The sequence below is a fragment of the Bradyrhizobium sp. 170 genome, assembly GCF_023101085.1.
In the GTDB taxonomy this organism is placed as follows: Bacteria; Pseudomonadota; Alphaproteobacteria; order Rhizobiales; family Xanthobacteraceae; genus Bradyrhizobium.
This window is the reverse complement of the sequence record NZ_CP064703.1, coordinates 291,456-315,296: the sequence shown is the minus strand read 5'-3', so window position 1 is coordinate 315,296 and position 23,841 is coordinate 291,456. Positions and strand designations below refer to the sequence as shown.

Sequence of the window (23,841 nt, the reverse complement as noted above, 5' to 3'; positions counted from 1 at the left end):
ATCATGTACCAGACAACTTATCATCGTCCCTCCTCGGTCGACGAAGCTGCGGCCGCGTTCGCCAAGGGTTCGGACTCGAAATATCTGGCCGGCGGTCACACGCTGATCCCGGTCATGAAACAGCGGCTGGCCTCGCCATCCGACGTCATCGATCTCGGCAAGATCAAGGAATTGGTTGGCATCGAGCCAAGCGGTGACGGCATCATAATCAAGGCGGCGACGACCCATTACGACGTGGCGTCGAGCGGAACCGTGCAAAAGGCGATCCCGGCGCTTTCTTACCTCGCCTCGCTGATCGGCGACCCCGCCGTGCGGCATCGCGGCACCATCGGCGGCTCGCTCGCCAACAACGATCCCGCGGCCGATTATCCGGCGGCGGTGCTGGCGCTCGGCGCCACCGTGAAGACCAACAAGCGTTCGATATCGGCGGATGATTTCTTCAAGGGCCTGTTCACGACGGCGCTCGAGGACGGCGAGATCATCACTGCCGTATCGTTCCCGGTTCAGGCCAAAGCGGGCTACGCCAAGTTCAACCATCCGGCGTCGCGCTTCGCCCTGACCGGCGTGTTCGTCGCCAGGACCCCGGCAGGCGACGTCCGCGTCGCAGCCACCGGCGCATCGCAAAGCGGCGTGATGCGGGTGCCGGCGATCGAGGCGGCGTTGAAGGCCAACTGGTCGGCGGGCGCAATCGACGGCGTCAAGATTTCCGCCGACGGGTTGATGAGCGATATCCATGGAACATCGGACTATCGCGCCAACCTGATCAAGGTGATGGCGCAGCGCGCGGTGACTGCCGCGGGCTGATAACGTCTACAGCTTCGGTTCTGATTGAATCAGAACCGAAGCTGTAAATTATTGTTTTGACGCGTTTTCTTCACGCGAACCGGTGTCCACTTCGCTCGAAAACGCTATGGACACAACTTTCATACAAGCGGCGCGCAGCAATGCGCGCCGCTTTCGCATTTTGGGTCGATTCTCGGCAAAAGAAGCTTGCCACGGTCTCGCTTCGGCGGGACAATTTAGCTAATCAACTAATTAAGACGCTTCTGTTGGGAGAGAAAACAAGTGCTCGACAAACCAGCCACCCAATCCGCCACCCGCACCTCCGGCCCGCTCGCCGGCTTTCGCATCGTCGAGTTCGCCGGCATCGGCCCGGGCCCGTTCGCTTGCATGCTCCTGGCGGATATGGGCGCAGAGGTCGTTACGCTTGACCGTGTCGGCGCGAAGAAGAACCTGAAATCGGTGGCGGGGCGCGGCCGCAAGGTGGTCGAGTTGGATTTGAAGGATAAGGCCGCGGTCGCGCAGGTGCTGGACCTGCTCGCTGGCGCCGACGCGCTGATCGAAGGTTTTCGCCCCGGCGTGATGGAGCGGCTGGGTCTGGGGCCCGACGTGGTGATGGCGCGCAATCCGCGTCTCGTGTTCGGCCGCATGACCGGCTGGGGCCAGGAAGGCCCGCTGGCGCAGGCCGCCGGCCATGACATCAACTACATCTCGGTGACCGGCGCGCTCGCCGCGATCGGCACCAAAGAGAAGCCGGTGCCGCCGCTCAACCTCGTCGGCGATTTCGGCGGCGGCGCGCTCTATCTCGTGGTCGGCGTGCTCGCCGCGCTGCTGGAGGCATCGAAATCAGGCAAGGGCCAGGTGGTCGATGCTGCGATGTGCGACGGCGCGGCCTCGCTGATGTCGATGTTCTTCGACATGACCGCGATCGGCCGCTGGGTCGAAGGGCGCGAGCAGAATTTCCTCGACGGCGGCGCGCATTTCTACGGCATCTATGAATGTTCCTGCGGCAACTTCATCTCGATCGGCTCGATCGAGCCGCAGTTCTATGCGCTGCTGCGCCAGCATGCCGGTCTCACAGACGCCGATTTCGATGCGCAGATGGACCGCAAGGCCTGGCCGGCGCTGAAGGACAAGCTGACCAAAGTGTTCAAGGGCAAGACACGCGAGGACTGGTGCAAGATCATGGAGGGCACCGACATCTGCTTCGCGCCGATCCTGACCATGGCGGAAGCGCCGAAGCATCCGCACAACGCCGCGCGAAACATTTTTGTCGAGCGCCACGGCGTGACACAGCCCGCGCCGGCGCCGCGCTTCTCGCGCACGCCGTCGGCGATCAGGGATGCGGAGACGGCGGATATCGGGGAACTGACGAAGGAGTGGAAGGCGGCAAAGTAGTTTCGATGCCGTAGGGTGGGCAAAGCGGAGCGTGCCCACCATCAGTTACTCGGCAAGCAATGGTGGGCACGCTTCGCTTTGCCCACCCTACAAACTTACGCCGCGTCATTCACCTTCAGCACACCCCGGCGGATCTGATCCTCCTCGATCGATTCGAACAGCGCCTTGAAATTGCCCTCGCCGAATCCATCGTCGCCCTTGCGCTGGATGAACTCGAAGAAGATCGGCCCGATCGCGTTCGCCGAGAAAATCTGCAGCAGCACCTTGGTGTGCCCGCCATCGACGACGCCCTCGCCGTCAATGAGAATGCCGTCACGCTGCAGGCGGGCGACGTCCTCGCCATGCTGCGGCAGGCGCGCGTCGATCTTCTCAAAGTAGGTATCCGGCGGCGACGGCATGAACGGCAAACCATCTGCGCGCAGCGTCTCGACGGTGCCATAGATGTCCCGCGCGCCGCAGGCGATGTGCTGAATACCCTCGCCGCGATAGATGTTGAGATATTCCTCGATCTGGCCGGAGTCGCCGGCATCCTCGTTGATCGGAATCCGGATCTTGCCGTCCGGGCTGGTCAGCGCACGGGAGAACAGGCCGGAGGCGCGGCCCTCGATGTCGAAGAAGCGGATCTGGCGGAAGTTGAACAGTTTTTCGTAGAAGCCGGTCCAGACGTCCATGCGGCCGCGATGGACGTTGTGAGTAAGGTGATCGATGTAATAGAGCCCGGCGCCTGCGGGGTGCGGGTCTTTCGCGCCAAGCCATTCGAACTCGATGTCATAGGCCGATCCCTTGGCGCCGTAGCGATCGACGAAATAAAGCGCGCTGCCGCCGATGCCCTTGATGGCGGGAACGTCGAGCGTCTTCTGCGCGGAAGAAATATCGGCGGGCTCCGCACCAAGCGAGAGCGCGCGCTCATAGGCCAGCTTCGCATCGACCACGCGAAACGCCATCGACGGCGCGCAGGGCCCGTGCGCGGCGACGAAGCCGTGGCCGTGGCTGCCCGGTTCCTCGTTGACGAGATAATTGATGTCGCCCTGGCGATAGACCGTGATCTTCTTGGTCTTGTGGCGGGCGACCGGCGCATAGCCCATCAGCTTGAACAGTGCGTGCAGTTCTTCAGGCTTCGGGTGGGCGTATTCGACGAATTCGAAACCATCGGTGCCCATCGGATTGTCGGCGCTGATGGTGGCGGCCGGCGCGTCGTGCGGAAACGGACCCATGGCGGTTCTCCTGAAAATTGATCTGAATCAATATCGATCGAGACGGGCGCAAAGTGTATGCAAACGGGCCTGCGTTCAGCTATCATGATGCACAATCCATGCATCGAAACGGCAATTTACGCATGATCTCCGTAGACGCCTTCGACCTCAAAATGCTGGCCGCCCTGCAGGACGACGGCCGGCTGACCAACCAGCAGCTCGCCGACCTGGTCGGCCTGTCGGCCTCGCAATGTTCGCGGCGGCGGATGCGGCTGGAGGAAGAAAAGGTAATCGCGGGCTACCACGCCGACCTCGCCGGCGAAGCCCTCGGCTTCAACCTGATCGCCTTCATCCACATTACGCTGGCGACGCATTCGCCCGACAACGCCAAGAAATTTCGTGAACTGGTCAACCGCGTGGACGACATCCAGGAAGCCTACTCGCTGACCGGCGACGCCGACTACGTGCTGAAGGTCGTGTTGCGCGACCTCAAGGACCTCTCCGGCCTCGTCAACGACGTGCTGATGCCGCACCAGAGCGTCGCGCATGTCCGCTCATCGATCGTGCTGGACCGGCTGAAGGAGAGCGCGAGGTTGCCGCTGAAGTCCTGACGTGGCGCAATTCGAGGGAAATTTGTCATTCGCTTTCGCAGATCGATTTGCGATGATCCCTTTGGAATCACGTTACGAGGCGACGATGGCACTGCAACTCCGCCCGAACTGCGAATATTGCGACAAGGACCTGCCGCCGAACGCGGCGGACGCGCGGATATGCTCCTACGAGTGCACGTTCTGCGCGGATTGCGTGGACAACAAGCTGCACAATGTCTGCCCGAACTGCGGCGGCGGCTTTGTGCCACGGCCGATCCGGCCCGCGACCGAGCGCCGACCCGGGGTTTGCGTCACCAAGCAGATGCCATCGGACAAACGGGTGCATCTGAAGTACAGCGTCGAAGATGTCGCGGCACATTCGGCGCAGCTGCGGGATATTCCGCCGCAAGAGCGCTGAATTCTCCGCGTCATTGCGAGCGATGTAGGGTGGGCAAAGCGAAGCGTGCCCACCACTCTTACACGGAACGTGATGGTGGGCACGGCGCAAATGCGCCTTTGCCCACCCTACGAACTATCCACGTCATTGCGAGGAGCGGTAGCGACGAAGCAATCCATGCCCCCGCTTGCGACTCGATGGATTGCTTCGCTTCGCTCGCAATGACGGGGAAAGAGAGTCACTCCGCCGCCAGAATCGTCCCCTCGACCTCGCCGAAGCCGACACGATAGCCATCGCCCTGGCACCAGCCGCGCATCACCAGCGAATCGCCGTCCTCCAGGAACGTCCGTTTCACGCCGGAAGCCAGCTCCACCGGCTCGGTGCCGTTCCAGCTTATTTCGAGCAGGCTGCCGCGCTGGTCCTTCTCGGGGCCCGAGATAGTACCTGAGCCCAAGAGATCGCCGACGTTCATGGCGCAGCCGCTTGAAGCATGGTGCACGAGCTGCTGCACCGACGACCAGTACATATACTTAAAATTGGTGCGGCTGATGTTTTGGGCCGCATTCATCTGCGCCGCGCGCAAGCCGACCTCCAGCGCCATGTCGTAATTATTCGGCTGCGCCTGCTGCAGATAGGCCAGCGGCTTTGGGTCCTGCGCAGGCCCATGCAATCGGAACGGCTCCAGCGCCTCGCGCGTCACCACCCACGGGCTGATCGAGGTCGCGAATACCTTGGCCTGGAACGGCCCGAGCGGCACATACTCCCATTGCTGGATATCGCGCGCGCTCCAGTCGTTGAGGATCACAAAGCCGAAGATCATTTCCTCGGCCTGCTTCTCGGTGAGCATTTCGCCCATCACCGAGGGCTGGCCGACCACCACGCCCATTTCGAGTTCGAAATCGAGCCGCTTGCAGGGCCCAAAACTCGGCACCTCGGCGGTCGGCGGCTTCAATTGCCCGCGCGGCCGGCGCACCGGCGTGCCGCTGACGACGACAGTGGAAGCGCGGCCGTTGTAGCCGATCGGCATGTGCAGCCAGTTCGGCTGCAACGCATTGTCCTTGCCGCGGAACATCACGCCGACATTGGTGGCGTGCTCCTTCGACGAATAGAAGTCGGTGTAGCCGGAAACGGCGAACGGCAGATGCAGCGTGACATCCGCCATCGGCACCAGCGCGCGCTTGCGCAGCTTTTCATTGTCACGGAGTTCGGGATGGTCGTGCCGCAAAAGCTCGCTGATCCGTGAGCGCGTGCTCGGCCAGACCTTTGGCCCCAGCGCCATGAACGGGTTGAGTTGAGGTGCTGCGAACACCGCCGGCTCGACGGCATCGAAGCGGCAATCCTGTGCGAGCTGCCAGAGATCGAGCACGTAATCGCCGATCGCGACGCCGACGCGCGGGGCGAGCCCGTCCTTGGCGGAGAACACGCCGTAGGGGAGATTCTGGATCGGGAAATGGGAATCGGGCGCGACGTCGATGAAGGAGCGGAGTTTGGGGTCGTTGGGATGCGTTGTCACTTTAGGCTTCGTCCTTTCTTCCTTCTCCCCTTGTGGGAGAAGGTGGCGAAATCGACCGGAGAGAGATTGCGCCGGATGAGGGGTTCTTTCCGCGGAGACAGACCCCTCACCCGTCTCAATCGCGCGACGCGCGATTGATCCACCCCAAGAGCGAGCTTCGCTCGTCTCGCTCCCACAAGGGGAGAGGGGAACAACATCATGGCTTGTTCGGATCGAACCGCTTCTCAAGACCCTTCCAGCAATCCGCGTAATCATCCTGCAAGGTCGCCGACTTCGCCGCATGCGCGGTGACGCGCTGCGGGTATCGCGTCTCGAACATGAACGCCATGGTGCCGGTCAGCTTCACCGGCTTCAGTTCGCCATTGCTGGCATGATCGAAGGCCTCGCGGTCGGGGCCGTGCGGCAGCATCATGTTATGCAGCGAGATGCCGCCCGGCGTAAAACCCTGCGGCTTGGCGTCGTAGACGCCGTAGATCAGCCCCATGAACTCCGACATGATGTTCATGTGATACCAGGGCGGACGGAAGGTGTTTTCGGCGACCGCCCATCGCTCCGGGAAAATCACGAAGTCGATATTGGCGGTGCCGGCGGTTTCCGACGGCGAGGTCAGCACCGTGAAGATCGAGGGATCGGGATGATCGAAGCCGATGGCGCCCACCGGCGAGAAGGTGCGCAGGTCGTATTTATAGGGCGCGTAATTGCCGTGCCACGCCACCACGTCGATCGGCGAATGCGGCAAGGTGGTCCTGAACAGCGAGCCGCCCCATTTCACGTAGAGTTCGGTCGGCGTGTCCTTGTCCTCATAGCTGGCCACGGGGGTGAGGAAGTCGCGCGAATTGGCGAGGCAGTTGGCGCCAATCGGCCCGCGCTCCGGCAGCGTGAAGGCGCCGCCGTAATTTTCGCAGAGATAGCCGCGCGCGGGCCCTGACGGAATCTCGACGCGGAATTTCACGCCGCGCGGGATCACGGCGATCTCGCCTGGCTCGATATCGATGCGGCCGAACTCGGTGACGAGCCGCAGATTGCCCTGCTGGGCCACGAACATCATCTCGCCGTCGGCGTTGTAGAAGTGCTGATCGACCATCGATTTGGTAATGAGATAGACATGCGCCGCCATGCCGGCCTGGGTGTTGGCGTCGCCTGCGGTGGTCATGGTCTGCACGCCCTGCAGGAAGGTCATGTCTTCCCCAGGGATCGGCGCCGGATCCCAGCGCAGCTGCGCGATCGGCAGGTCATATTCGTGGCACGGCGCGGTGCGCCACAGCCCGGCATCGGCTTTGGCAAAGCGGCCGGAATGTTTCACCGACGGGCGGATGCGATAAAGCCATGAGCGCTCGTTGCTGCCGCGTGGCGCGGTGAAGGGCGAGCCGGAGAGTTGCTCGGCATAGAGCCCGTAGGCGCAGCGCTGCGGCGAGTTACGCCCCATCGGCAGCGCGCCGGGCAAGGCCTCGGTCTCAAAACTGTTGCCGAAGCCGGACATATAGCCCGGTGTCAATTGGGCGGTGCTTCGAACGATCGCATCAGGCGAGGTGTTGATATTCATGGTCATCCTCCTCCTTGCAGGGCGGCCCACATTTCCTGGTCGCGCTTGTCGGTCCAGATCACGGGATCGTCGATCCCGGAAGCTTCGTCGAACGCGCGCGAGACGTTGAACGGCAAGCAATGCTCGTAAATGGCGAAGCCGGAGAATTTCGGGTCCATCACCTCGCGCGTCGCGGCCATGGTCTCCTTCAGCGTACGGCCCCTGGCGACCGAGCTTTCTGCCGCACCATAAAGTGAGGTGACGAAGTCGCGCGTCATCGCGATCGCGTCGCGCCCGGTCGAGAGACCCTTCAGCGCATCGCCGCGGCCCGGCGCGATCGCTTTCGGGTTAAAGGCGCGGATTTCATTCAGCGTGGCCGGCCATTCCCGCAAATGCGCGTCGCCGCAGTAGCAGGCCGAGTGATATTCAATGAGGTCGCCGGAGAACATCACCTCCGCATCCGGCACCCAGGCCACGATATCGCCTGAGGTATGCCCCGCACCGAGCTGCATCAGCCGCACCTCGCGTTTTCCTAAGTAGATCGACATCTCGCCTTCGAAGGTCAGCGTCGGCCAGGTCAGGCCGGGAATGCTCTGCGCATCCTGGAACAGGCGCGGGAAGCGGCCATACTCGGAATCCCAATCCTGCTGGCCGCGCTCCTCGATCAGCCGATGGGTTTCCGCGGAGGCCACGATGCCCTGCGCCTTGTAGGCGGAAGCGCCCAGCACGCGCACGGCGTGATAATGCGACAGCACGACATATTTGATCGGCTTGTCGGTCACGGTGCGAACGCGCTCGATCACTTTATTCGCCATCGCCGGTGTCGACTGCGCGTCGAACACCAGGCAGCCGTCGTCGCCGACGATGATGGCGGAGTTCGGATCGCCCTCGGCGGTGAACGCGTAGAGGTCGGTGCCGATTTCGGAGAAGGTGATTTTCTTCTCGGCGAGATCCGTGGTGGACGCGAAACCTTTGGCCATCAATTCGATTCCTGACTTCGTTCGAGACGTGAATTATTGCTGCTGTTGTTGCTGTTGCTGGCTCGCATCGAGCATCCGCCGCTTGGCAAGGGCGATGGCCTCGTGCAGAACGGCGATATCGCCGATGTGGTTGGCCAGCACCAAAACCAGCGCCGCGTCGAGATCGGCGCTTTGCGCCTCGCTCAGTCCGCGATGCGCCTCGACGACGGCGCGAAATGCGTCGTCAGGCTTGGCAAAATTCGAAGCGGTCGATAGCGCCATGACAAAACCTCAGTTCAGGCCGGACGCGCGCGACAGCGCCGCATCGACCGCCGATCGTGACGGCTTGCGGAAACGCGCCGCGACGTAGCCATCAGGCCGCAGCAAATAGGCAGAGCCCGGCTCGGCATCGTAACGCGCCGCAGCAAGGCCCGCGGCATCGGTCAAGCCGCCATCGCCGCCAATGCGGATGACGCCCACCCCTTCCGGTACTTCCGCAACCGCACCATTGCCAAACTCCAGCAGTGTGAACCGCGTTCCACTCTTGATGAAGGCATCCGTCAGGAACATCGGCTCACCGTTTGCGGCGGCGAGCGACGCATCCGGCATCGACGCGCCGGGCCGCGGGCCGCCGCGCCAGGCGTCGCCATCGGCGGTCGAGAGCGGTGTTTCGTAGACCGACGGCACCGACAGCCGTCCCCCATTGACCATGCGCTTGCCGAATTCGGTTTCCTTCGCGAGCGACAGCACCGCCTTGCGCAACCGCGCCTCCTGCGCCGTCACCGGCGCCATGAAGTCCGTCGAGCGGGTGGATTCGCGGATGTTTTCGTCGGCGGCAGCGCTGCGTTCGATGTGATAGCTCTCGAGCAGCGTTTCTGGCGATGTTCCCCGCAGCACGCGATCGAGCTTCCACGCAATATTCTCGGCGTCTTCGAGGCCCGAATTGGCGCCGCGGGCGCCGAACGGCGAAACCTGGTGCGCGGCATCGCCGGCGAAGATCACGCGGCCATGGACGAACCTGTCCATCCGCCGGCACTGGAATTTGTAGAGTGAGATCCACTCGAAATCGAACTTGTCATGCCCGAGCATGCGCGCAATGCGCGGCCGCACGTTCTCGGGACGCTTCTCCACCGCCGGATCGGCATCCGGGCTGAGCTGCAAATCGATCCGCCAGATATCGTCGGGCTGCTTGTGCAGCAACGCCGAGCGCCCGGCATGGAACGGCGGATCGAACCAGAACCAGCGCTCGGTCGGAAACGCCGCCGTCATCTTGACATCGGCGATCAGAAACTGGTCCTCGAACACTTGCCCCGCAAATTCAGCGCCCACCATCTGCCGCAGCGACGAGCGCGCGCCGTCGCAGGCGATAACGAAGCGCGCGCTCAATTGGTAGGGACCTTCGGGTGTTTCGATCGTCAGCAGGACCTGATCGTTGCGCGGCTCCAGCCCTGTCACCTTGTTGCGCCAGCGCAGGTCAATTGCGGGAAGCTCGCCGACGCGATCGACCAGATAGGCCTCTGCATAGAATTGCTGCAGGTTGATGAAGGCCGGCCGCTTGTGGCCCTGCTCGGGCAGCAGATTGAACTGGTAGAGTTGCTGCTCGCCGTGAAAAATCTTGCCGACGCTCCACACCACGCCCTTGTCGACCATGCGCTGGCCGATGCCGAGCCGGTCCCAGAATTCGAGCGAGCGTTTTGAGAAGCAGATCGCCCGCGAGCCCTCGCCGATCCGGTCGGTGTCGTCGAGCAGCACGACGGACTGGCCGCGCTGCGCTAGGTCGATCGCCAGCGACAGCCCCACGGGACCAGCGCCGACCACGACAACAGCGTGTTCGGTGATATTCGCGCCCGCCCGATCCTGATCGGGATGGCGGCGATAGCCGAACTGGGTTTTAGTCTGCGCCATGCGGGCTCAACCCCGTGACTAGAGCTTACCGGTTCTGATTGAATCAGAGCCGATAAGCTTAGATTCCTGTTTTGACGCGTTTTCTTGTCGCGAACCGGTATCCACTTCGCTCGAAAACGCTGGCTAGCGGCCTGCGACCCTGCTAAATTAGTCGCATCTGCAACTATCTTAAACCCCGGGCCGGCTCCGGCGTCAACTCAAATTGAGGCGATCCTTGCCAAAAGCGATCTCAGGCGAAGTGGCTGCCGGCCAGCGCGAAGAAGGCGCATCCAAGCGAACGACCAGGCTGGACCTGTTCGGCTTCGTCCCGTTCCGCCTGAACCGGCTGGCCGCCGAAGTAAGTTCCGCGCTCTCTGTCGAGTATGCGGCCCGCTACGGGCTGGATATTCCGGAATGGCGCGTGCTGGCGACGCTCGGCTTCCGCCACGATGCCTGCAGCGCGCAATATATCGCCCAGTGCACGCGCACTCATAAATCCACCATCAGCCGCGCCGTCACGGCATTGATGAAGCGGCAGATCGTCGAGCGCGTCGAGAACGAGGACGACCGCCGCGAATTCCGCCTGCGCCTGACACGCAAGGGCGCAGCGCTTTACGAAGAACTGATCCCGCGCCTGTTGCGCAAGGAGCAGGAAATCCTGTCATGCCTCTCCGCGCAGGAACGGCGCGATTTCGCGCGGCTGCTCGGCAAGATCGAGGAGAGCCTCGAACTGGTGCAGACCAGCGAAGAGGCCGATGCGAAAGAGGCCTACTGACCGGCTCACTTCACTGCCGTCACCACGATCTCCACGATGTGCGGCGGCTCGAGATCGACGCCAATGCAGGCGCGCATCGGCGGATTGTTGGCATCGACCCATTCGTCCCAGGCCCGGTTCATCTCGCCCTTGCGCTTGATGTCAGTGATATAGACGATGGCCGAGAGGATCTTGCTCTTGTCCGTGCCGCACAGCGCGAGGCTTTCGTCGATTCTAGCAAGCGCCTTTGCGCTCTGATCATACATCGAGGAACTGACCGGATCGGGCGCGACCGCCACCGTGAAAACCAGATCGTCGTGAGCGACGGCGCGGCTGCGGGTGGGCGTGAGCCCGGCAAAGCGATGGATCATGTTTGTCTCCGTTTGAATCCAGACTCAGTTGCGGCCATCAATATGCTTCGCGATCACAGGAAAATAATTTTCCCCTGAACCGGCATCGATGGCTTCCTGCAACACGGTGCCGATCAGCTCCGCGCCGCGAATTCTTAATCCGGCATCGGCCGCCAGCTCCAGCGCATAGGACAGATCCTTCAGCGCATATTCGGTCGAGAACGCGCGCTCCGGGAAATTACCCGGCACGATCGCCTTCATGCCGTGATTGCGCAGCGCAAAACTGTCGGCCGAGCCCTTTGAAAGCGTATCGAGCAGGAGCTTGGGATCGACGCCATTATGCTTCGCCACCGCAACCGCCTCCGCGAGCGCGTTGACGGTTTCGAACAGCACCATGTTGTTGAGGATCTTCGTCACCTGCCCCGCGCCGACCTCGCCGCAATGGGTGACGTCGGTCGCAAAGCAGCGGATCAATGGTTCGATATCGGCGTAAAGCGCCGGCGTTGCGCCAACCATGACGCTGAGCGTACCGTCCTGCGCCGCCTGACGCGTGCGCGCAATCGGCGCATCGGCCCAGGCAGCGCCCTTTGCCTGCAACTGCTTTGCGAAATCACGCGTCTGGCTGACCGCGGAGGTACCGAGATCGACGATGACCTGCCCGCTCCTGACGTTCTTGAGAATGCCATCGCCCTCGAACACCGCGCGAACATGTTTGGCGCTGGGCAGGCACAGGAACAGCAGCTCGCTTTGCTTGATCACGTCGGCAATGGAGGCCGCGACGTCGGCACCATCGGCACGCAGCCGCGCCAATGGCTCCGGCGATCGATCAAAGGCAAGGACGCGCCTGCCGCTCTTCTTCACGAGATTGCGACAGATCGGCTCGCCCATCACGCCGAGGCCGATGAAACCGATCGTCTTGTACGTCGGCATCGCGACCGCCCGTTATTTCGCGAACGAACGCGACGGCGCCAGGTGCAGCGCAAACGCATCGACCTTGTCGCTGGCGCGCGGATAGATCTCGCTGACGATCGGATCGTGTCCGGGGATGAAACGGTCGGGATGGCCGGCCAGCCGCTCGACGATCTCCCAGCCCTGCGCCATGTCGCCGACATTGTAGACGATCGGAAACGGGCTGCGCTTCTGGAGGTTGGCATAGTAATGCGCTGCGTCCGACGCCAGCACCACCGGCCCGCGCGCCGTTTCCACGCGCACCACCTGCAACCCGTCGGAATGGCCGCCGACGCGATGCACCGTCACGCCGGGCGCGATCTCGCCATCGCCGGAATGAAAGGTGACGCGCTCGCCATAGACATGGCGCACCATCGTCGTGACGTGCTCGACCGAAAACGGATGCCGCAGCATGCCGTTGCACATGCAGCGCCCGGTCGCGTAGCTCATCTCGCGGTCCTGCAGATGAAACCGCGCATTCGGGAAGCGATCGAGATTGCCGGCGTGGTCGTAATGCAAATGGGTGACGATTACGTCGCGAATCGTGTCGGCCGCGACGCCAAAGTTCGCCAGCGCGTCGACCGGATTGAGCGTGAGCTTGCGCGAACGCGCCTTCGCCTCTTCGGCATTGAAGCCGGTGTCGACCAGGATGTCGCGGCCGGCGCCTCGGATCAGCCAGACGAAATAATCCAGATCCTGCGCCGTGGTCTCGTGCGGGTCGGGGATCAGAAAATTCAAATGGGGGGTGCGCGGCGACATCGTCGCATAGCGCAGCGCGTAGATTTCGTAGGCATTTCCCATCGGTGTCACTTTTTTCTTGGATGTTTGGATTGGCCGATCCCGGCAACAAGCCATTGTCATCCGCAAAGGTCAAACACCGGAGGCGAATGGCAGCCGCGTGCCAATGCAGAAGGCTATGTGAGAGGCATCACATTACCACCCGCGAAAGTGGTGACCCCAGCATTTACGGACGGCAGCGATAGAACCGACAGGCCGCAGCGTACTGGATACCCCGCTTTCGCGGGGTATGACGATCAGGTCGGACACGAAGCCGGGCATATGCGCAAAAGGGTTGTCGGCCTGATCGGGAACCGTTTGCACGGGCCAGATCGCACGCTGTGGTTCTGTCGCAACGGACGACTTTTATTCCCTTCATCCACTCCGGCCCTGTCGCGGTTAATTGTCGCAATTAGTGACGACATCGCAAGCGGTTGACGGACTGCGGGCGCGGTTTGATAATGCCGATAGCGTAGAGTAAGGTCGCCGCGGCGCGAGCTGGCATCGGCGCTATTTTGGCTGGACTGCCGTGATCTGGACTGCCGTCATTATGAAAATCCGCCTCGCATTGCTCCTCACATTGTTTTTTTCAGTTGCGTCGGTAGCCCCGTCGTTCGCAGCCGGTGAGCGCTATGCGCTGGTCATCGGCAACGCGAAATATCCGGACGCCGAGGCGCCGCTGAAGGAGCCGATCAACGATGCGCGCGACATTGCCGAAGAGCTCAAGCGCGACGGTTTCAATGTCGATATCGGCGAGAACCTGACCGGCGAGCAGATGCGCCGCGCCTTCGAGCGCCTGTATGGCAAGATCAAGCCGGGCTCCGTCGCGCTGATATTCTTTTCCGGCTTTGGCGTGCAATCGAGCCGCCAGAGCTACATGATCCCCGTCGATGCCCAGATCTGGACCGAGCCGGACGTCCGCCGCGACGGTTTCAGCCTCGAAACCGTGCTGGGGGAGATCAACAGCCGCGGCGCCGGCGTCAAGATCGCGCTGATCGATGCCTCCAGGCGCAATCCGTTCGAGCGCCGGTTCCGCAGCTTTTCCGCCGGCCTTGCGCCGGTGATTGCGCCGAACGGCACACTGGTGATGTATTCGGCCGCGCTCTCGTCCGTCGTTTCCGACAATGGCAGCGACCGCAGCCTCTTTGTGAAAGAGCTGCTGAAGGAAATCCGCACCCCCGATTTGATGGCGGAAGAAACGCTGAATCGCACCCGCGTCGGCGTGACCCGCGCCTCGCGCCAGGAACAGGTGCCGTGGATTTCGTCGTCGCTCGCCGAGGATTTCTCCTTCATCCCCAGCGGCTCAGGCCCGCGGCCGGCGAGCCCGCCGTCGACTCCGGTGGCCACGGCGCCTGCGGCGCCACCTGCTGCTCCCGCGCCTGCGCCTCCTGCACCCCCACCGGTGGCTGCGCCGGCACCGCCGCCTCCTCCGGCGCCAGCGAAACCGGTTGAAGGCGCGATTCCTCCGCCCCCGCCACCGGCCAAGCCGGTCGAGAGTCCCAGCCCGACCGTGATCGCGCTAGCCGACGACCCGACCATCAAGAGCCTGACCACCAAGCTCAACGACAATCCGGACGATGCGGCCGCGCTGTACCGGCGCGGGCAGGTCTATGCGAGCAAAGGCGCCTACGAACTCGCCATCAAGGACTTCAACAATTCGCTGCGGCTGAACCCGAAGGATGTGGAAGCCTTCAACAACCGCTGCTGGGCGCGCACGGTGATCGGCGACCTGCAGGCGGCCCTGAAGGATTGCAACGAGGCGTTGCGGCTGCGACCGAATTTCGTCGACGCGCTCGACAGCCGCGGCCTCGTCAACCTGAAGAGCGGCCAGAACAAGAATGCAATTGCTGATTTCGATGCCGCTCTCAAGATCAACCCGAGATTGACGTCGTCGCTGTATGGTCGGGGCCTTGCCAAGAAACGCAACGGCTCGATTTCCGAAGGCGACCTGGATATTAACAATGCGAAGGCGATGGACCCCAATATCGTCAAGGAATTCGCCGATTACGGGGTGCAGTGACTATTTTTTTAGATGAAGGCTGCCGGCCCCTCGAACCCTGTGGCGGGCCGTCCAGACTAAAGAAAAGCCGCCGACCGCGATCCAGGGGTCCGGCAGCTCATTTGGATGACGTTGGAACCGCGTGGGAAGCCCTCAGGAGGGGACTGGCAATGGCAAACATCTCGGCAGCGAAAACCTTTACCGCAATCGTCTCGGTTGCAACGCTCGGCGCCGCAATTTTCTTCAGCGCGGGAACCGCACTGGCCCAGGAAAAGAACGTTACCGAGGATCAGATCGTCCGCGCGCTGGCGCCCGAAAAGAAGCCGCTGACCCGCGGCCTTTCTACCGGTCCGCAGACCACCGTGGACCCGGCAGTAACCGCCGCCGAGGGCAAGTTCGTCCAGAAGATCCGCGGCCGCTCCACGCGCTCGCTTTCGATCGCCGAACGCGAGGAGATCGCTGCCATCGTCAAGGACAAGCCGAAGATCGATCTGGAGATCAACTTCGACTACAACTCGGCCGATATCAGCGCGAAGTCGCTGCCGTCGGTTCAGGCGCTCGGCCGCGCGCTCACCAACAATGATCTCAAGGGCTCGGTCTTCGTGGTCGCAGGCCACACCGATGCGGCCGGCGGCGAGGCCTATAATCAGGATCTCTCCGAGCGCCGCGCCGACGCGATCAAGCGCTATCTCGTCGACAAATATGGCATCAACGGCACCGACCTCGTCACCGTCGGATATGGCAAGAGCAAGCTCAAGGATCCGGGCCAGCCGATGGCGGAAGTGAACCGCCGCGTTCAGGTCGTGAACATGGAAAACAAGGCCACTGCGTCGAACGCTTCCAAGTAAGGACCTGCAAATAAGGCCTTGCAAGCAAGGGCGTGGCGCCGACCGATAGTTTCCGGCTACAATGCGTCCCGCAGCACCCGTGCGGGACGTATTCGTTTTGGGCTCCATTGCAGGCCGTCGGCCGGCCTCATGCGCCCTGTTTGATTTGACTTCCAGTCTGGATTGATCCGGCGATGAAATTCTCCGAATACCTCAAACCTGCGCTCGGCGTGACTTTCGTTGCCGTCGTGGCCGTCGGCTACTACTGGTTCGAGCACCGTCCGCGCGCGGAAGTAAAAGACACGCCGGGCCAGGCACTGGTGATCGTGACCAAATCCACCAATGCCTGCTTCTCCGACATGGTGCGGGTCACCGGCTTTATCGTGCCGCGGCGCGAGGCCCAGGTCGGCGTCGATCAGGAGGGCTCCAGGGTCACCGACCTGTTCGTCAAGGAAGGCGACACGGTCACCGAAAATCAGGAACTGGCGCGCCTTACCCCGCCGCCGCAGCAGCCCGGCGCCCCGGGCGGCCGACAGGGACCGATCTCGCTGCGCGCCCCCGCCGCCGGCCTCGTCACCGAGGCCAGAACCGCGGTCGGCGCTCCCGCCTCGCCGCAGGCAGGCCCGATGTTCCGCATTTCCGTGAACAATGAAATCGAACTCGAGGCCGAAGTGCCGAGCGTTCATCTGCTCAAGCTCAATCCGGGTGCTACCGTGCGCATCAGCCGTGACGACGCACCCGATGTTGTCGGCAAGGTCCGGCAGATCTCGCCGCAGATCGACCGCACCACCCAGCTCGGCAAGGTGCGGATTTCGCTGAACAACAATCCCTCCCTCAAGGTCGGCATGTTTGCCCGCGCCAATATCGACGCCAAGCGCTCCTGCGGCGTCGCCGTTCCGCGTACCGCCATCGACCGCCTGACGCTGCAGGTCGTAAAAGGCAATACCATCGAGACGCGACGAGTGCGCGTCGGCCTGACCTCCGAAACCTCCACCGAAATTCTTGAAGGCCTCGACGTCGGCGAAACCGTCGTGGCCGATGCTGGCACCTCTTTGCATGACGGCGACCAGGTCAAGACCATGTTCGCCGATGAACTCGAGCGCACGCGGGCACGCTAATGGCTTTGAATATCTCGGCATGGTCGATCCGGAACCCGCTGCCTTCGATTGTCTTCTCGATCATCCTGCTGGTGCTGGGCTGGGTCAGCTTCACCAAGCTCGCGGTGACGCGGCTGCCGAGCGCCGACATTCCGGTGATCTCGGTCGCGGTAGCGCAATTCGGCGCGGCCCCCGCCGAGCTGGAGAGCCAGGTCACCAAGACCATCGAGGACGGCGTATCCGGCGTCGAGGGCGTGCGGCATATTTCGTCCTCGATCACCGACGGCCTGTCGGTGACCACGATCCAGTTCGCGCTGGAGACCAACACCGACCGCGCGCTCAATGACGTCAAGGACGCCGTCACCCGCGTCCGCGCCAACCTGCCGCAGAACGTCAACGAGCCGCTGATCCAGCGCGTCGACGTGATCGGCCTGCCGATCGTCACCTATGCCGCGATCTCGCCTGGCAAGACGCCGGAGCAGCTTTCCTATTTCGTCGACGACGTCGTCAAACGCGCGCTGCAGGGCGTGCGCGGCGTGGCGCAGGTCGAGCGTATCGGCGGTGTCGAGCGCGAGATATTGGTCTCGCTCGATCCCGACCGGCTGCAGGCCGCGGGCCTGACCGCCGTCAATGTCAGCCAGATTCTGCGCGGCACCAATGTCGACCTGGCCGGCGGCCGCGCCGAAATCGGCAAGAACGACCAGGCCATTCGCACGCTGGCCGGCGCCAAGACGCTCAACGAGCTCGCCGGCACCATGATCCCACTGTTCGGCGGCGGCGAGGTGCGGCTCGACGACCTCGGCACCGTCACCGACACCATTGCCGATCGCCGGACCTTCGCCCGCTTCAACGGCGAGCCGGTGGTGGCGCTCGGCATCAAGCGCTCCAAGGGCGCCAGCGACGTCGTGGTGGCGGCTGCCGTGCAGAAGCGCATCGATGCGCTGAAGGTCGCCTATCCCGACGTCGATCTGAAGCTGATCGATACCTCGGTCGACTTCACCAAGGGCAATTACGATGCGGCGATCTCGACCTTGTTCGAGGGCGCAATCCTTGCGGTGATCGTCGTGCTGCTGTTCCTGCGCGATCTCAGAGCCACCATCATCGCCGCGATTTCGCTGCCGCTGTCGATCTTCCCGGCGTTCTGGGCGATGGACCTGCTCGGCTTCTCGCTGAACCTGGTCTCCTTCCTCGCCATCACGTTGTCGACGGGTATTCTGGTCGACGACGCCATCGTCGAGATCGAGAACATCGTGCGCCACATGCGCATGGGCAAATCACCCTATCGCGCCGCGCTGGAAGCCGCCGACGAAATCGGCCTCGCCGTGATCGCGATCTCGCTGACGATCATCGCGATCTTTGCTCCGGCCAGCTTCATGTCCGGTATCGCCGGGCAGTTCTTCAAGCAGTTCGGCATCACCGTATCGGTCCAGGTGTTCTTTTCGCTGCTCGCCGCGCGGTTCGTCACGCCGGTGCTCGCGGCTTACTTCCTGAAGGATCACCCGCACGAAGACCCGCCACCCGGGCGCATTCTGCAGACCTACACCAAGCTCGTCACCTGGTCGGTGAAGCACTACTTCATCACCGTATTGATCGGCTTCGGCGTGTTCGCAGCCTCGATCTGGAGCATCACGCTGCTGCCGCAAGGCTTCCTGCCGGCGCAGGACACCGCACGCTCGCTGCTGGCGATGGAGCTGCCGCCGGGTACGCAGCTCGCCTATACAGAGAAGGTAACGGAAGAAATCGTCGCGCGCCTGCGCAAGCGGCCCGAAGTGAAGAGCATCTTCGTCGACGGCGGCCGGGTGCCGCCGGGCACGCTGGAAGTGCGCCGCGCCGCGCTGATCATCAACTACACGCCGAAGGGCGACCGCAAAGTCACCCAGCGGCAGCTCGAGCTCGAGATCGGCCAGGAACTCGAAAACGTTCCTGACATTCGCTTCTGGTTTCTCGATGAAAACGGCCTTCGCGCGATTTCACTCGTCGTGACCGGCGTCGACAGCAATATCGTCAACAACGTTGCCAGCGAGCTGGCGACGCAGATGAAGCGGATTCCGATCATCGCCAACGTGATCTCGGAAACCTCGCTCGACCGCCCCGAGCTTCGCATCCGGCCACGGGCGGAACTCGCAGCGCGGCTTGGCGTCTCGACCGAGAGCCTGTCGCAGACGATCCGCGTCGCCACCATCGGCGACGTCGGGCCGGCATTGGCAAAATTCGACGCCGGCGACCGTCAGGTGCCGATCCGCGTCCAGCTCGAGGACAGTGCGCGCAGCGACCTGCAGATGCTGCAGCAATTGCGGGTGCCGCTCGGCCAGCGCGGCGAACGCGGCGGCGTGCCGCTATCCGTCGTGGCTGACATTCAGCTCGATCAGGGTCCGACCAGCATCAACCGCTACGACCGCGAACGGCAGGCGACTGTCGCCGCCGATCTCGTCGGCAACGCCGCGCTCGGCGACGCCACCAAGATGATCTACGACCTTCCGGTCATGAAGAGCCTGCCCAAGGGCGTGAAGGTAAGTCCGTCGGGCGACGCCGAAAGTCTGAACGAATTGTCGGAAGGCTTTGCCACCGCCATCACCGCCGGCCTGATGATGGTCTATGCGGTGCTGGTGCTGTTGTTCGGCACCTTCCTGCAGCCGATCACCATCCTGTTCTCGCTGCCGCTCTCGATCGGCGGCGCGATCGCGGCCTTGCTGCTCACCGGCAAGCAACTGACCACGCCGGTGTGGATCGGCATCCTGATGCTGATGGGCATCGTCACCAAGAACGCCATCATGCTGGTCGAATTCGCGGTCGAAGCAATCCGCGAGGGCAAGAAACGCGAAGACGCCATGATCGACGCCGGCATGAAGCGCGCGCGCCCGATCGTGATGACGACGATCGCGATGGCGGCGGGCATGATGCCATCGGCGCTGGCCTTCGGCGCCGGCGGCGAATTCCGCTCGCCGATGGCGCTCGCGGTGATCGGCGGCCTGATCTTCTCCACCATCCTGTCGCTGGTGTTCGTGCCGGCGATGTTCATGGTGATGGACGATCTCGGCGCCCTGTGCTGGCGCTGGGGCCAGAAGCTGCTGGTCTCCAGCGGCGAGCCAGAGGTGGCCGGTCACGGGCCGGATCATCACAACGAACCGCCCGCCAAGGGCCCACCTGCCGTGCCGCCAGCGATGTCACCTGCGGCGAAGTAGGGGGCGGCTCTGCGCACTTGGGCAGCGCCGGCTACCTATCGTTCTTCCATGCTCTTCGAGACGTGTGCCGGATGTGCAGAATTTCTATCGCTTCTCGCACTCGATAGAAGATCTTGTAGGGATAACGGACGACAAATATTACCCGCACATCGGGATCATTCGTCCGATAACCGCTGTGTGGATGGTCTTTGAGCTGGGCTACTGCCTCGCGAATGCTTGCCGCTACGTTGCTCGCGCCGCTGGCAGATCGTCCTCTCACATATTCGATTATTCGCTCTCGGTCGGAGAAGGCAGCGGGCGTATAGCGTATCTTCATCCGTCGTGGCGCTTGTCGGCTTCGGTAATGATCTCGTCCGAAACAAATTCCCCGCAATCGGCCTCAGCCAACCCTTTCCGGACTGCCGCACGCTCATCGTCTGACATCGTGTAGACGCCGGTCCGACGCGCCTCGATTTCTCGGGCGTACTCGGCAAGCTCCTCTTGATCCTCCACGGGCCAAGTCTCGGCGTGCTCGATCACTTCTTTGAGTATCTTGTTCATGCAGTCATCATACCATAACAGGTCATGATTGACGACGGATGGCCCCTACTCGTTCCTTGCCACCGCCGTCAGCTTGGTCATGTTCTGCAGCAGAATGCGTCCGCGCTGGAGGTCCAGAATGCCGTCCTTGCGCCAGAGCTGGAGTTGACGGTTGACGCTTTCACGGGCAGCGCCGACGAAGACGCCGAGTTGCTCCTGCGAGATGTGCACTTCGGAACCGAAATCGGAAGCGAGTGCGCAGAGCCTTCGCGCCAGCCGAACTGGCAGCGGCTGCAGCACGGATTCCTCCATCCGCTCGCTCTGCCAGCGGATGCGCTGGCACAGCAGCATCATGATCTTGATCGCGACCTTGGGCTCGCGTTCCAGGAAGGCGAGGAAATCCTCGCGCCGCAGCACGAACAGTTCCGACGGCTCGCCGGCGGTGGCGTCCGCGGTGCGGCTCTGGCCGTCGAGGACGGCGACCTCGCCGAACAGATCCCCGGGGCCCATGAAATTCAGCGTCAGGCGGCTGCCGTCGGAGGCGCCGGTCTCGATCCGGATCTGGCCGCGCCGTACGCCATACAGGGCATCGCCCGCATCGCCCTTCTGGAACAGCATCTGGCCGAGGCCGAGCTGCTCGGTGTGGCAAAGACCGGAGATGCGCTGCAATTCGTCGGCGCCCAAATCCGCAAACATCGGGTTCATTTTCAGAATGACCGCAAATTCGGCCTGTTTGCTCATTGTACTATTACCTTCCAAATAGGCCCCGGACCCGCCCCCTCAGGCCGTTAGCAAGATTCCCACGCCAACGAGTGTGTCATAAGTCACATAACTTTGCAGTACCCCCGTAATATTTTTGGCTTCTTTGGGCCCGACCCCTTTCCGGGATAAGCTCGCCTGACCGGTTGCGCCCGCGTCTCGCGCCACCGAAATAAGTGCCGTTCGCGCGGTCTGGAATGTCGATATGAAAGCACTGAAAATTGCCGGCGCCGTCATCGCGGCCGTGATCGTCGTCATCGCGCTGCTGCTGGTGATCGGCATCCCGTCGGGCTTCCTGACGGCGCAGATCCAGGAGCGGGTCGAGCGGGAGACCGGCTACCAGCTCGCCATCAATGGCGGCGCCAAGCTCGGCCTGTGGCCATCGCTCAACATCACGCTGAACGATGTCACGCTGCAGGACCCGAAGGACCGCGACATCAACCGCCGCTTCGCGGCCGCAACCATCGAGGCGGACGTGACGCTCGCCAGCCTGTGGGCAGGCAAGCCGCACATCACCGACCTGGTCATCATCCGCCCGGTGGTGAACCTGCCGCTGAGACGCGAGCGCGTCAGGGAGGCCAATCCTCCCTCGAAGCCCGCTGCCGGCAAGGCGGCTGACGCGTTTTCGATCGAGCACATCAGCGTCACCGGCGGCACCGTCGTGTTCTCCAACGTGCGCGACCGCGTCGAGAACAGGATCGAGACCGTCAACGTCGACGTCACCATCGATTCCGACCGCAAGGTCGTGCTGTCAGGCAGCGCCCGCCGCAACGGCTATCCGCTGAAATTCGAGATCAAGGCGGCGCCGCCCGCACCGCCGATCGAGCGGCAGAATATCCCGGCCGAGATCAAGATCGACGCGCCCGACCTGTTGCGCGCCCCGCTCACGGCCAAGGCCGAAGCCCGCCTCAACGGCTCGGTCGTGATGATCAACAGCGTCACCGGCGCGCTCGGCGACGCCGCGTTCAACGGCTGGGCCTCGGTCGATCTTTCGAGCAAGCCGCTGGTGAAGCTCGACCTCGATTTCCAGAAGCTCGCCATCGCGACGACACGCAGCACCGGCGATACTTCGGCACAGCCCTGGAGCAGTGCGACGATCGACATCAACGGCCTCAACTATATCGACCTGCAGGTGCGCATTTCCGCGGCCGAGCTCAACGTCGGCGACGCGCGCTTCACGCCCGCCGCGATCGACGCCACCCTCACAAGCGGCGTCCTGAAGGCGCAGGTTTCCAATCTCGGTGCCTATGAGGGTAACGCCAACGGCGATCTGACCGTCGACGTCTCCACCGCCAATCCGACCTACACGATGCGGGCCGACCTCACCGGCGTCCGCGCGCTGCCGCTGCTGCAGGGCCTGGCCGACTTCGACAAGCTCGACGGCAAGATGCAGGCGAAGCTCAGCGTGCGCTCCTCCGGCACCAGCCAGCGCGCGATCATGTCGAACATGGCCGGTACTGCGTTCGTCGTATTCCAGGACGGCGCCATCAAGGGACTCAACGTCGCGCAGATGATCCGCTCGCTGACGGCGAGCACCTTGTCGGGCTGGCAGGAGAGCGAGGAGAAGGCGACGGATCTCTCGCAATTGTCGGCGTCGTTCAAGATCGACAAGGGCCAGGCGCAGACCACCGATCTCAATCTGGTCGGCCCACTGGTCAAGATGACCGGGGCAGGCACCATCGACCTCGGCACCAAGCAGATCGGATTCCGCGTCGAGCCAAAACTCGTGATGACCACCGAAGGCCAGGGTCGCGTCACCGATCCGGTCGGGCTCGGTATCCCCGTGATGATCTCGGGCCCGTGGGGCGCGCCGCGGATTTATCCGGAGATGCAGGGCATCCTCGACAATCCCGACGCCGCCTATGCCAAGCTGAAGGAAATGGGCAAGGGCCTGTTCGGCCAGAACGGCGCCGGGCTTGGTGCCGCGATCGGCAGCCTGCTCGGCGGACAGCCGGGGACGGCCGGCGGACAACAAGGCGTTGCCGGCGGACAGGGCGCAACTGGTGGCCAGCAGCCGGCTGGTCCGCTCGGCGGCCAGCTCGGCGAGACGATCGGCAATCTCTTGCAGCAGGGCCTGAGCGGTCTCGGCCAGAGCCAAGGCCAGGGCGGCGGCAGGCCGAGCAGCCAGCGCAGCATCCCGAGCCGCACCTCGCCCGCCGAGGCGCCGACCCAGGACGCTCCGGCCGCCGAACCTGCCCCTCCCGCGCCGCCGAGCGATACGACTGCCGAGCAGGACAGTCAGCCAATGAACGAGGTCTTGCGGCAGTTGTTCAATCGCTGAGGCCGGCACTCCCTCGCCCCGCTCTTGCGGGGAGAGGGCGGGGTGAGGGGCTCTATCCGCGAGTACCGATGCCTGAATACCTGTACCCCCTCACCCGCCGCTTCGCGTCGAC

General features: G+C 63.1%; 21 protein-coding genes. 10 read left to right on the top strand and 11 right to left on the bottom strand.

Annotation, left to right across the window (positions count from 1 at the left end):
• The first annotated feature begins 3 nt into the window (after positions 1-3).
• Both IVB05_RS01505 and IVB05_RS01500 read left to right on the top strand, forming a co-directional pair.
• Complete coding sequence (locus IVB05_RS01505) at positions 4-804, top strand: xanthine dehydrogenase family protein subunit M (RefSeq protein WP_247782695.1); 801 nt, start codon at positions 4-6, stop codon at positions 802-804.
• Positions 805-1,065: 261 nt separating this feature from the next.
• Complete coding sequence (locus tag IVB05_RS01500) at positions 1,066-2,178, top strand: CaiB/BaiF CoA-transferase family protein (protein WP_247782694.1); 1,113 nt, start codon at positions 1,066-1,068, stop codon at positions 2,176-2,178.
• A gap of 95 nt (positions 2,179-2,273) precedes the next feature.
• Here IVB05_RS01500 and hppD read toward each other — a convergent pair whose 3' ends face one another.
• On the bottom strand, positions 2,274-3,392 hold the full coding sequence (hppD, locus tag IVB05_RS01495; RefSeq protein ID WP_247782693.1) for a 4-hydroxyphenylpyruvate dioxygenase: 1,119 nt from the start codon (positions 3,390-3,392) through the stop codon (positions 2,274-2,276).
• A gap of 122 nt (positions 3,393-3,514) precedes the next feature.
• On the opposite strand from hppD, the gene IVB05_RS01490 reads away from it, so the two are divergent.
• Both IVB05_RS01490 and IVB05_RS01485 read left to right on the top strand, forming a co-directional pair.
• A complete protein-coding gene (locus IVB05_RS01490; RefSeq protein WP_247518121.1) occupies positions 3,515-3,982 on the top strand; it encodes an Lrp/AsnC family transcriptional regulator in 468 nt (155 codons plus the stop codon).
• Positions 3,983-4,067: 85 nt separating this feature from the next.
• The gene (locus IVB05_RS01485; RefSeq protein WP_247782692.1) at positions 4,068-4,379 is read left to right on the top strand and encodes a DUF1272 domain-containing protein; all 312 of its coding nucleotides are present in this window, start codon (positions 4,068-4,070) and stop codon (positions 4,377-4,379) included.
• A gap of 217 nt (positions 4,380-4,596) precedes the next feature.
• On the opposite strand, the gene fahA is transcribed toward IVB05_RS01485, so the two are convergent.
• The 5 genes from fahA to IVB05_RS01460 form a co-directional block, all read right to left on the bottom strand.
• Positions 4,597-5,871 (bottom strand): fumarylacetoacetase, encoded by a 1,275-nt coding sequence (gene fahA / locus IVB05_RS01480; RefSeq protein WP_247782691.1) that lies wholly within the window; start codon positions 5,869-5,871, stop codon positions 4,597-4,599.
• Positions 5,872-6,067: 196 nt separating this feature from the next.
• Positions 6,068-7,414, bottom strand: coding sequence for a homogentisate 1,2-dioxygenase (gene hmgA / locus IVB05_RS01475; protein ID WP_247782690.1), 1,347 nt, complete (start codon positions 7,412-7,414; stop codon positions 6,068-6,070).
• A gap of 2 nt (positions 7,415-7,416) precedes the next feature.
• Positions 7,417-8,373 (bottom strand): MBL fold metallo-hydrolase, encoded by a 957-nt coding sequence (locus tag IVB05_RS01470; RefSeq protein WP_247782689.1) that lies wholly within the window; start codon positions 8,371-8,373, stop codon positions 7,417-7,419.
• A 33-nt stretch (positions 8,374-8,406) separates the two neighbouring features.
• Positions 8,407-8,634, bottom strand: coding sequence for a DUF2783 domain-containing protein (locus tag IVB05_RS01465; protein WP_247782688.1), 228 nt, complete (start codon positions 8,632-8,634; stop codon positions 8,407-8,409).
• Positions 8,635-8,643: 9 nt separating this feature from the next.
• The gene (locus IVB05_RS01460; protein ID WP_247782687.1) at positions 8,644-10,257 is read right to left on the bottom strand and encodes an FAD-dependent oxidoreductase; all 1,614 of its coding nucleotides are present in this window, start codon (positions 10,255-10,257) and stop codon (positions 8,644-8,646) included.
• 226 nt (positions 10,258-10,483) lie between these two features.
• Between IVB05_RS01460 and IVB05_RS01455 the strand changes: the two genes are divergently transcribed.
• Entirely contained in the window at positions 10,484-11,011 is a 528-nt protein-coding gene (locus IVB05_RS01455; protein WP_247787426.1) for a MarR family transcriptional regulator, read from the top strand.
• A 5-nt stretch (positions 11,012-11,016) separates the two neighbouring features.
• Here the strand turns inward: IVB05_RS01455 and IVB05_RS01450 are convergent, their stop codons facing one another.
• The 3 genes from IVB05_RS01450 to IVB05_RS01440 are packed head-to-tail and all read right to left on the bottom strand — an operon-like array spanning position 11,017 to position 13,089.
• Positions 11,017-11,361 carry a RidA family protein gene (locus IVB05_RS01450; RefSeq protein ID WP_247782686.1) on the bottom strand — a complete coding sequence of 115 codons (345 nt, stop codon included), beginning with the start codon at positions 11,359-11,361 and terminating at the stop codon, positions 11,017-11,019.
• Positions 11,362-11,385: 24 nt separating this feature from the next.
• Positions 11,386-12,270, bottom strand: coding sequence for an NAD(P)-dependent oxidoreductase (locus IVB05_RS01445; RefSeq protein WP_247782685.1), 885 nt, complete (start codon positions 12,268-12,270; stop codon positions 11,386-11,388).
• A gap of 12 nt (positions 12,271-12,282) precedes the next feature.
• The gene (locus tag IVB05_RS01440) at positions 12,283-13,089 is read right to left on the bottom strand and encodes an N-acyl homoserine lactonase family protein (protein WP_247782684.1); all 807 of its coding nucleotides are present in this window, start codon (positions 13,087-13,089) and stop codon (positions 12,283-12,285) included.
• 526 nt (positions 13,090-13,615) lie between these two features.
• Here IVB05_RS01440 and IVB05_RS01435 point away from each other — a divergent pair.
• The 4 genes from IVB05_RS01435 to IVB05_RS01420 all read left to right on the top strand — a co-directional run bounded on the left by IVB05_RS01435 (position 13,616) and on the right by IVB05_RS01420 (position 20,170).
• Positions 13,616-15,085: a caspase family protein gene (locus IVB05_RS01435; RefSeq protein ID WP_247782683.1), complete on the top strand. Its 1,470-nt coding sequence runs from the start codon at positions 13,616-13,618 to the stop codon at positions 15,083-15,085.
• 149 nt (positions 15,086-15,234) lie between these two features.
• Complete coding sequence (locus IVB05_RS01430; protein WP_247782682.1) at positions 15,235-15,912, top strand: OmpA family protein; 678 nt, start codon at positions 15,235-15,237, stop codon at positions 15,910-15,912.
• A 173-nt stretch (positions 15,913-16,085) separates the two neighbouring features.
• Complete coding sequence (locus IVB05_RS01425) at positions 16,086-17,009, top strand: efflux RND transporter periplasmic adaptor subunit (RefSeq protein WP_247782681.1); 924 nt, start codon at positions 16,086-16,088, stop codon at positions 17,007-17,009.
• The gene (locus tag IVB05_RS01420; protein ID WP_247782680.1) at positions 17,009-20,170 is read left to right on the top strand and encodes an efflux RND transporter permease subunit; all 3,162 of its coding nucleotides are present in this window, start codon (positions 17,009-17,011) and stop codon (positions 20,168-20,170) included. The genes IVB05_RS01425 and IVB05_RS01420 overlap by 1 nt, the downstream gene beginning before the upstream one ends.
• A 312-nt stretch (positions 20,171-20,482) precedes the next feature.
• Here IVB05_RS01420 and IVB05_RS01415 read toward each other — a convergent pair whose 3' ends face one another.
• Together IVB05_RS01415 and IVB05_RS01410 are read right to left on the bottom strand one after the other, a co-directional pair.
• On the bottom strand, positions 20,483-20,710 hold the full coding sequence (locus tag IVB05_RS01415; RefSeq protein WP_247782679.1) for a hypothetical protein: 228 nt from the start codon (positions 20,708-20,710) through the stop codon (positions 20,483-20,485).
• Between the two features lie 45 nt (positions 20,711-20,755).
• On the bottom strand, positions 20,756-21,430 hold the full coding sequence (locus tag IVB05_RS01410; protein ID WP_247518318.1) for a Crp/Fnr family transcriptional regulator: 675 nt from the start codon (positions 21,428-21,430) through the stop codon (positions 20,756-20,758).
• 223 nt (positions 21,431-21,653) lie between these two features.
• Between IVB05_RS01410 and IVB05_RS01405 the strand changes: the two genes are divergently transcribed.
• On the top strand, positions 21,654-23,729 hold the full coding sequence (locus IVB05_RS01405; protein ID WP_247782678.1) for an AsmA family protein: 2,076 nt from the start codon (positions 21,654-21,656) through the stop codon (positions 23,727-23,729).
• The last annotated feature ends 112 nt before the right edge of the window (positions 23,730-23,841 follow it).

Excerpts from the sequence above, each read along its gene's own strand:
- IVB05_RS01420 (WP_247782680.1), top strand. The coding sequence starts at position 17,009 with ATGGCTTTGAATATCTCGGCATGGTCGATCCGGAACCCGCTGCCTTCG.
- hmgA (WP_247782690.1), bottom strand. The coding sequence starts at position 7,414 with ATGAATATCAACACCTCGCCTGATGCGATCGTTCGAAGCACCGCCCAA.
- IVB05_RS01435 (WP_247782683.1), top strand. The coding sequence starts at position 13,616 with ATGAAAATCCGCCTCGCATTGCTCCTCACATTGTTTTTTTCAGTTGCG.
- IVB05_RS01505 (WP_247782695.1), top strand. The coding sequence starts at position 4 with ATGTACCAGACAACTTATCATCGTCCCTCCTCGGTCGACGAAGCTGCG.
- hppD (WP_247782693.1), bottom strand. The coding sequence starts at position 3,392 with ATGGGTCCGTTTCCGCACGACGCGCCGGCCGCCACCATCAGCGCCGAC.
- IVB05_RS01460 (WP_247782687.1), bottom strand. The coding sequence starts at position 10,257 with ATGGCGCAGACTAAAACCCAGTTCGGCTATCGCCGCCATCCCGATCAG.
- IVB05_RS01465 (WP_247782688.1), bottom strand. The coding sequence starts at position 8,634 with ATGGCGCTATCGACCGCTTCGAATTTTGCCAAGCCTGACGACGCATTT.
- IVB05_RS01450 (WP_247782686.1), bottom strand. The coding sequence starts at position 11,361 with ATGATCCATCGCTTTGCCGGGCTCACGCCCACCCGCAGCCGCGCCGTC.
- IVB05_RS01440 (WP_247782684.1), bottom strand. The coding sequence starts at position 13,089 with ATGGGAAATGCCTACGAAATCTACGCGCTGCGCTATGCGACGATGTCG.
- IVB05_RS01410 (WP_247518318.1), bottom strand. The coding sequence starts at position 21,430 with ATGAGCAAACAGGCCGAATTTGCGGTCATTCTGAAAATGAACCCGATG.
- IVB05_RS01425 (WP_247782681.1), top strand. The coding sequence starts at position 16,086 with ATGAAATTCTCCGAATACCTCAAACCTGCGCTCGGCGTGACTTTCGTT.
- IVB05_RS01430 (WP_247782682.1), top strand. The coding sequence starts at position 15,235 with ATGGCAAACATCTCGGCAGCGAAAACCTTTACCGCAATCGTCTCGGTT.
- IVB05_RS01485 (WP_247782692.1), top strand. The coding sequence starts at position 4,068 with ATGGCACTGCAACTCCGCCCGAACTGCGAATATTGCGACAAGGACCTG.
- IVB05_RS01445 (WP_247782685.1), bottom strand. The coding sequence starts at position 12,270 with ATGCCGACGTACAAGACGATCGGTTTCATCGGCCTCGGCGTGATGGGC.
- IVB05_RS01415 (WP_247782679.1), bottom strand. The coding sequence starts at position 20,710 with ATGAACAAGATACTCAAAGAAGTGATCGAGCACGCCGAGACTTGGCCC.
- IVB05_RS01470 (WP_247782689.1), bottom strand. The coding sequence starts at position 8,373 with ATGGCCAAAGGTTTCGCGTCCACCACGGATCTCGCCGAGAAGAAAATC.
- IVB05_RS01405 (WP_247782678.1), top strand. The coding sequence starts at position 21,654 with ATGAAAGCACTGAAAATTGCCGGCGCCGTCATCGCGGCCGTGATCGTC.
- IVB05_RS01490 (WP_247518121.1), top strand. The coding sequence starts at position 3,515 with ATGATCTCCGTAGACGCCTTCGACCTCAAAATGCTGGCCGCCCTGCAG.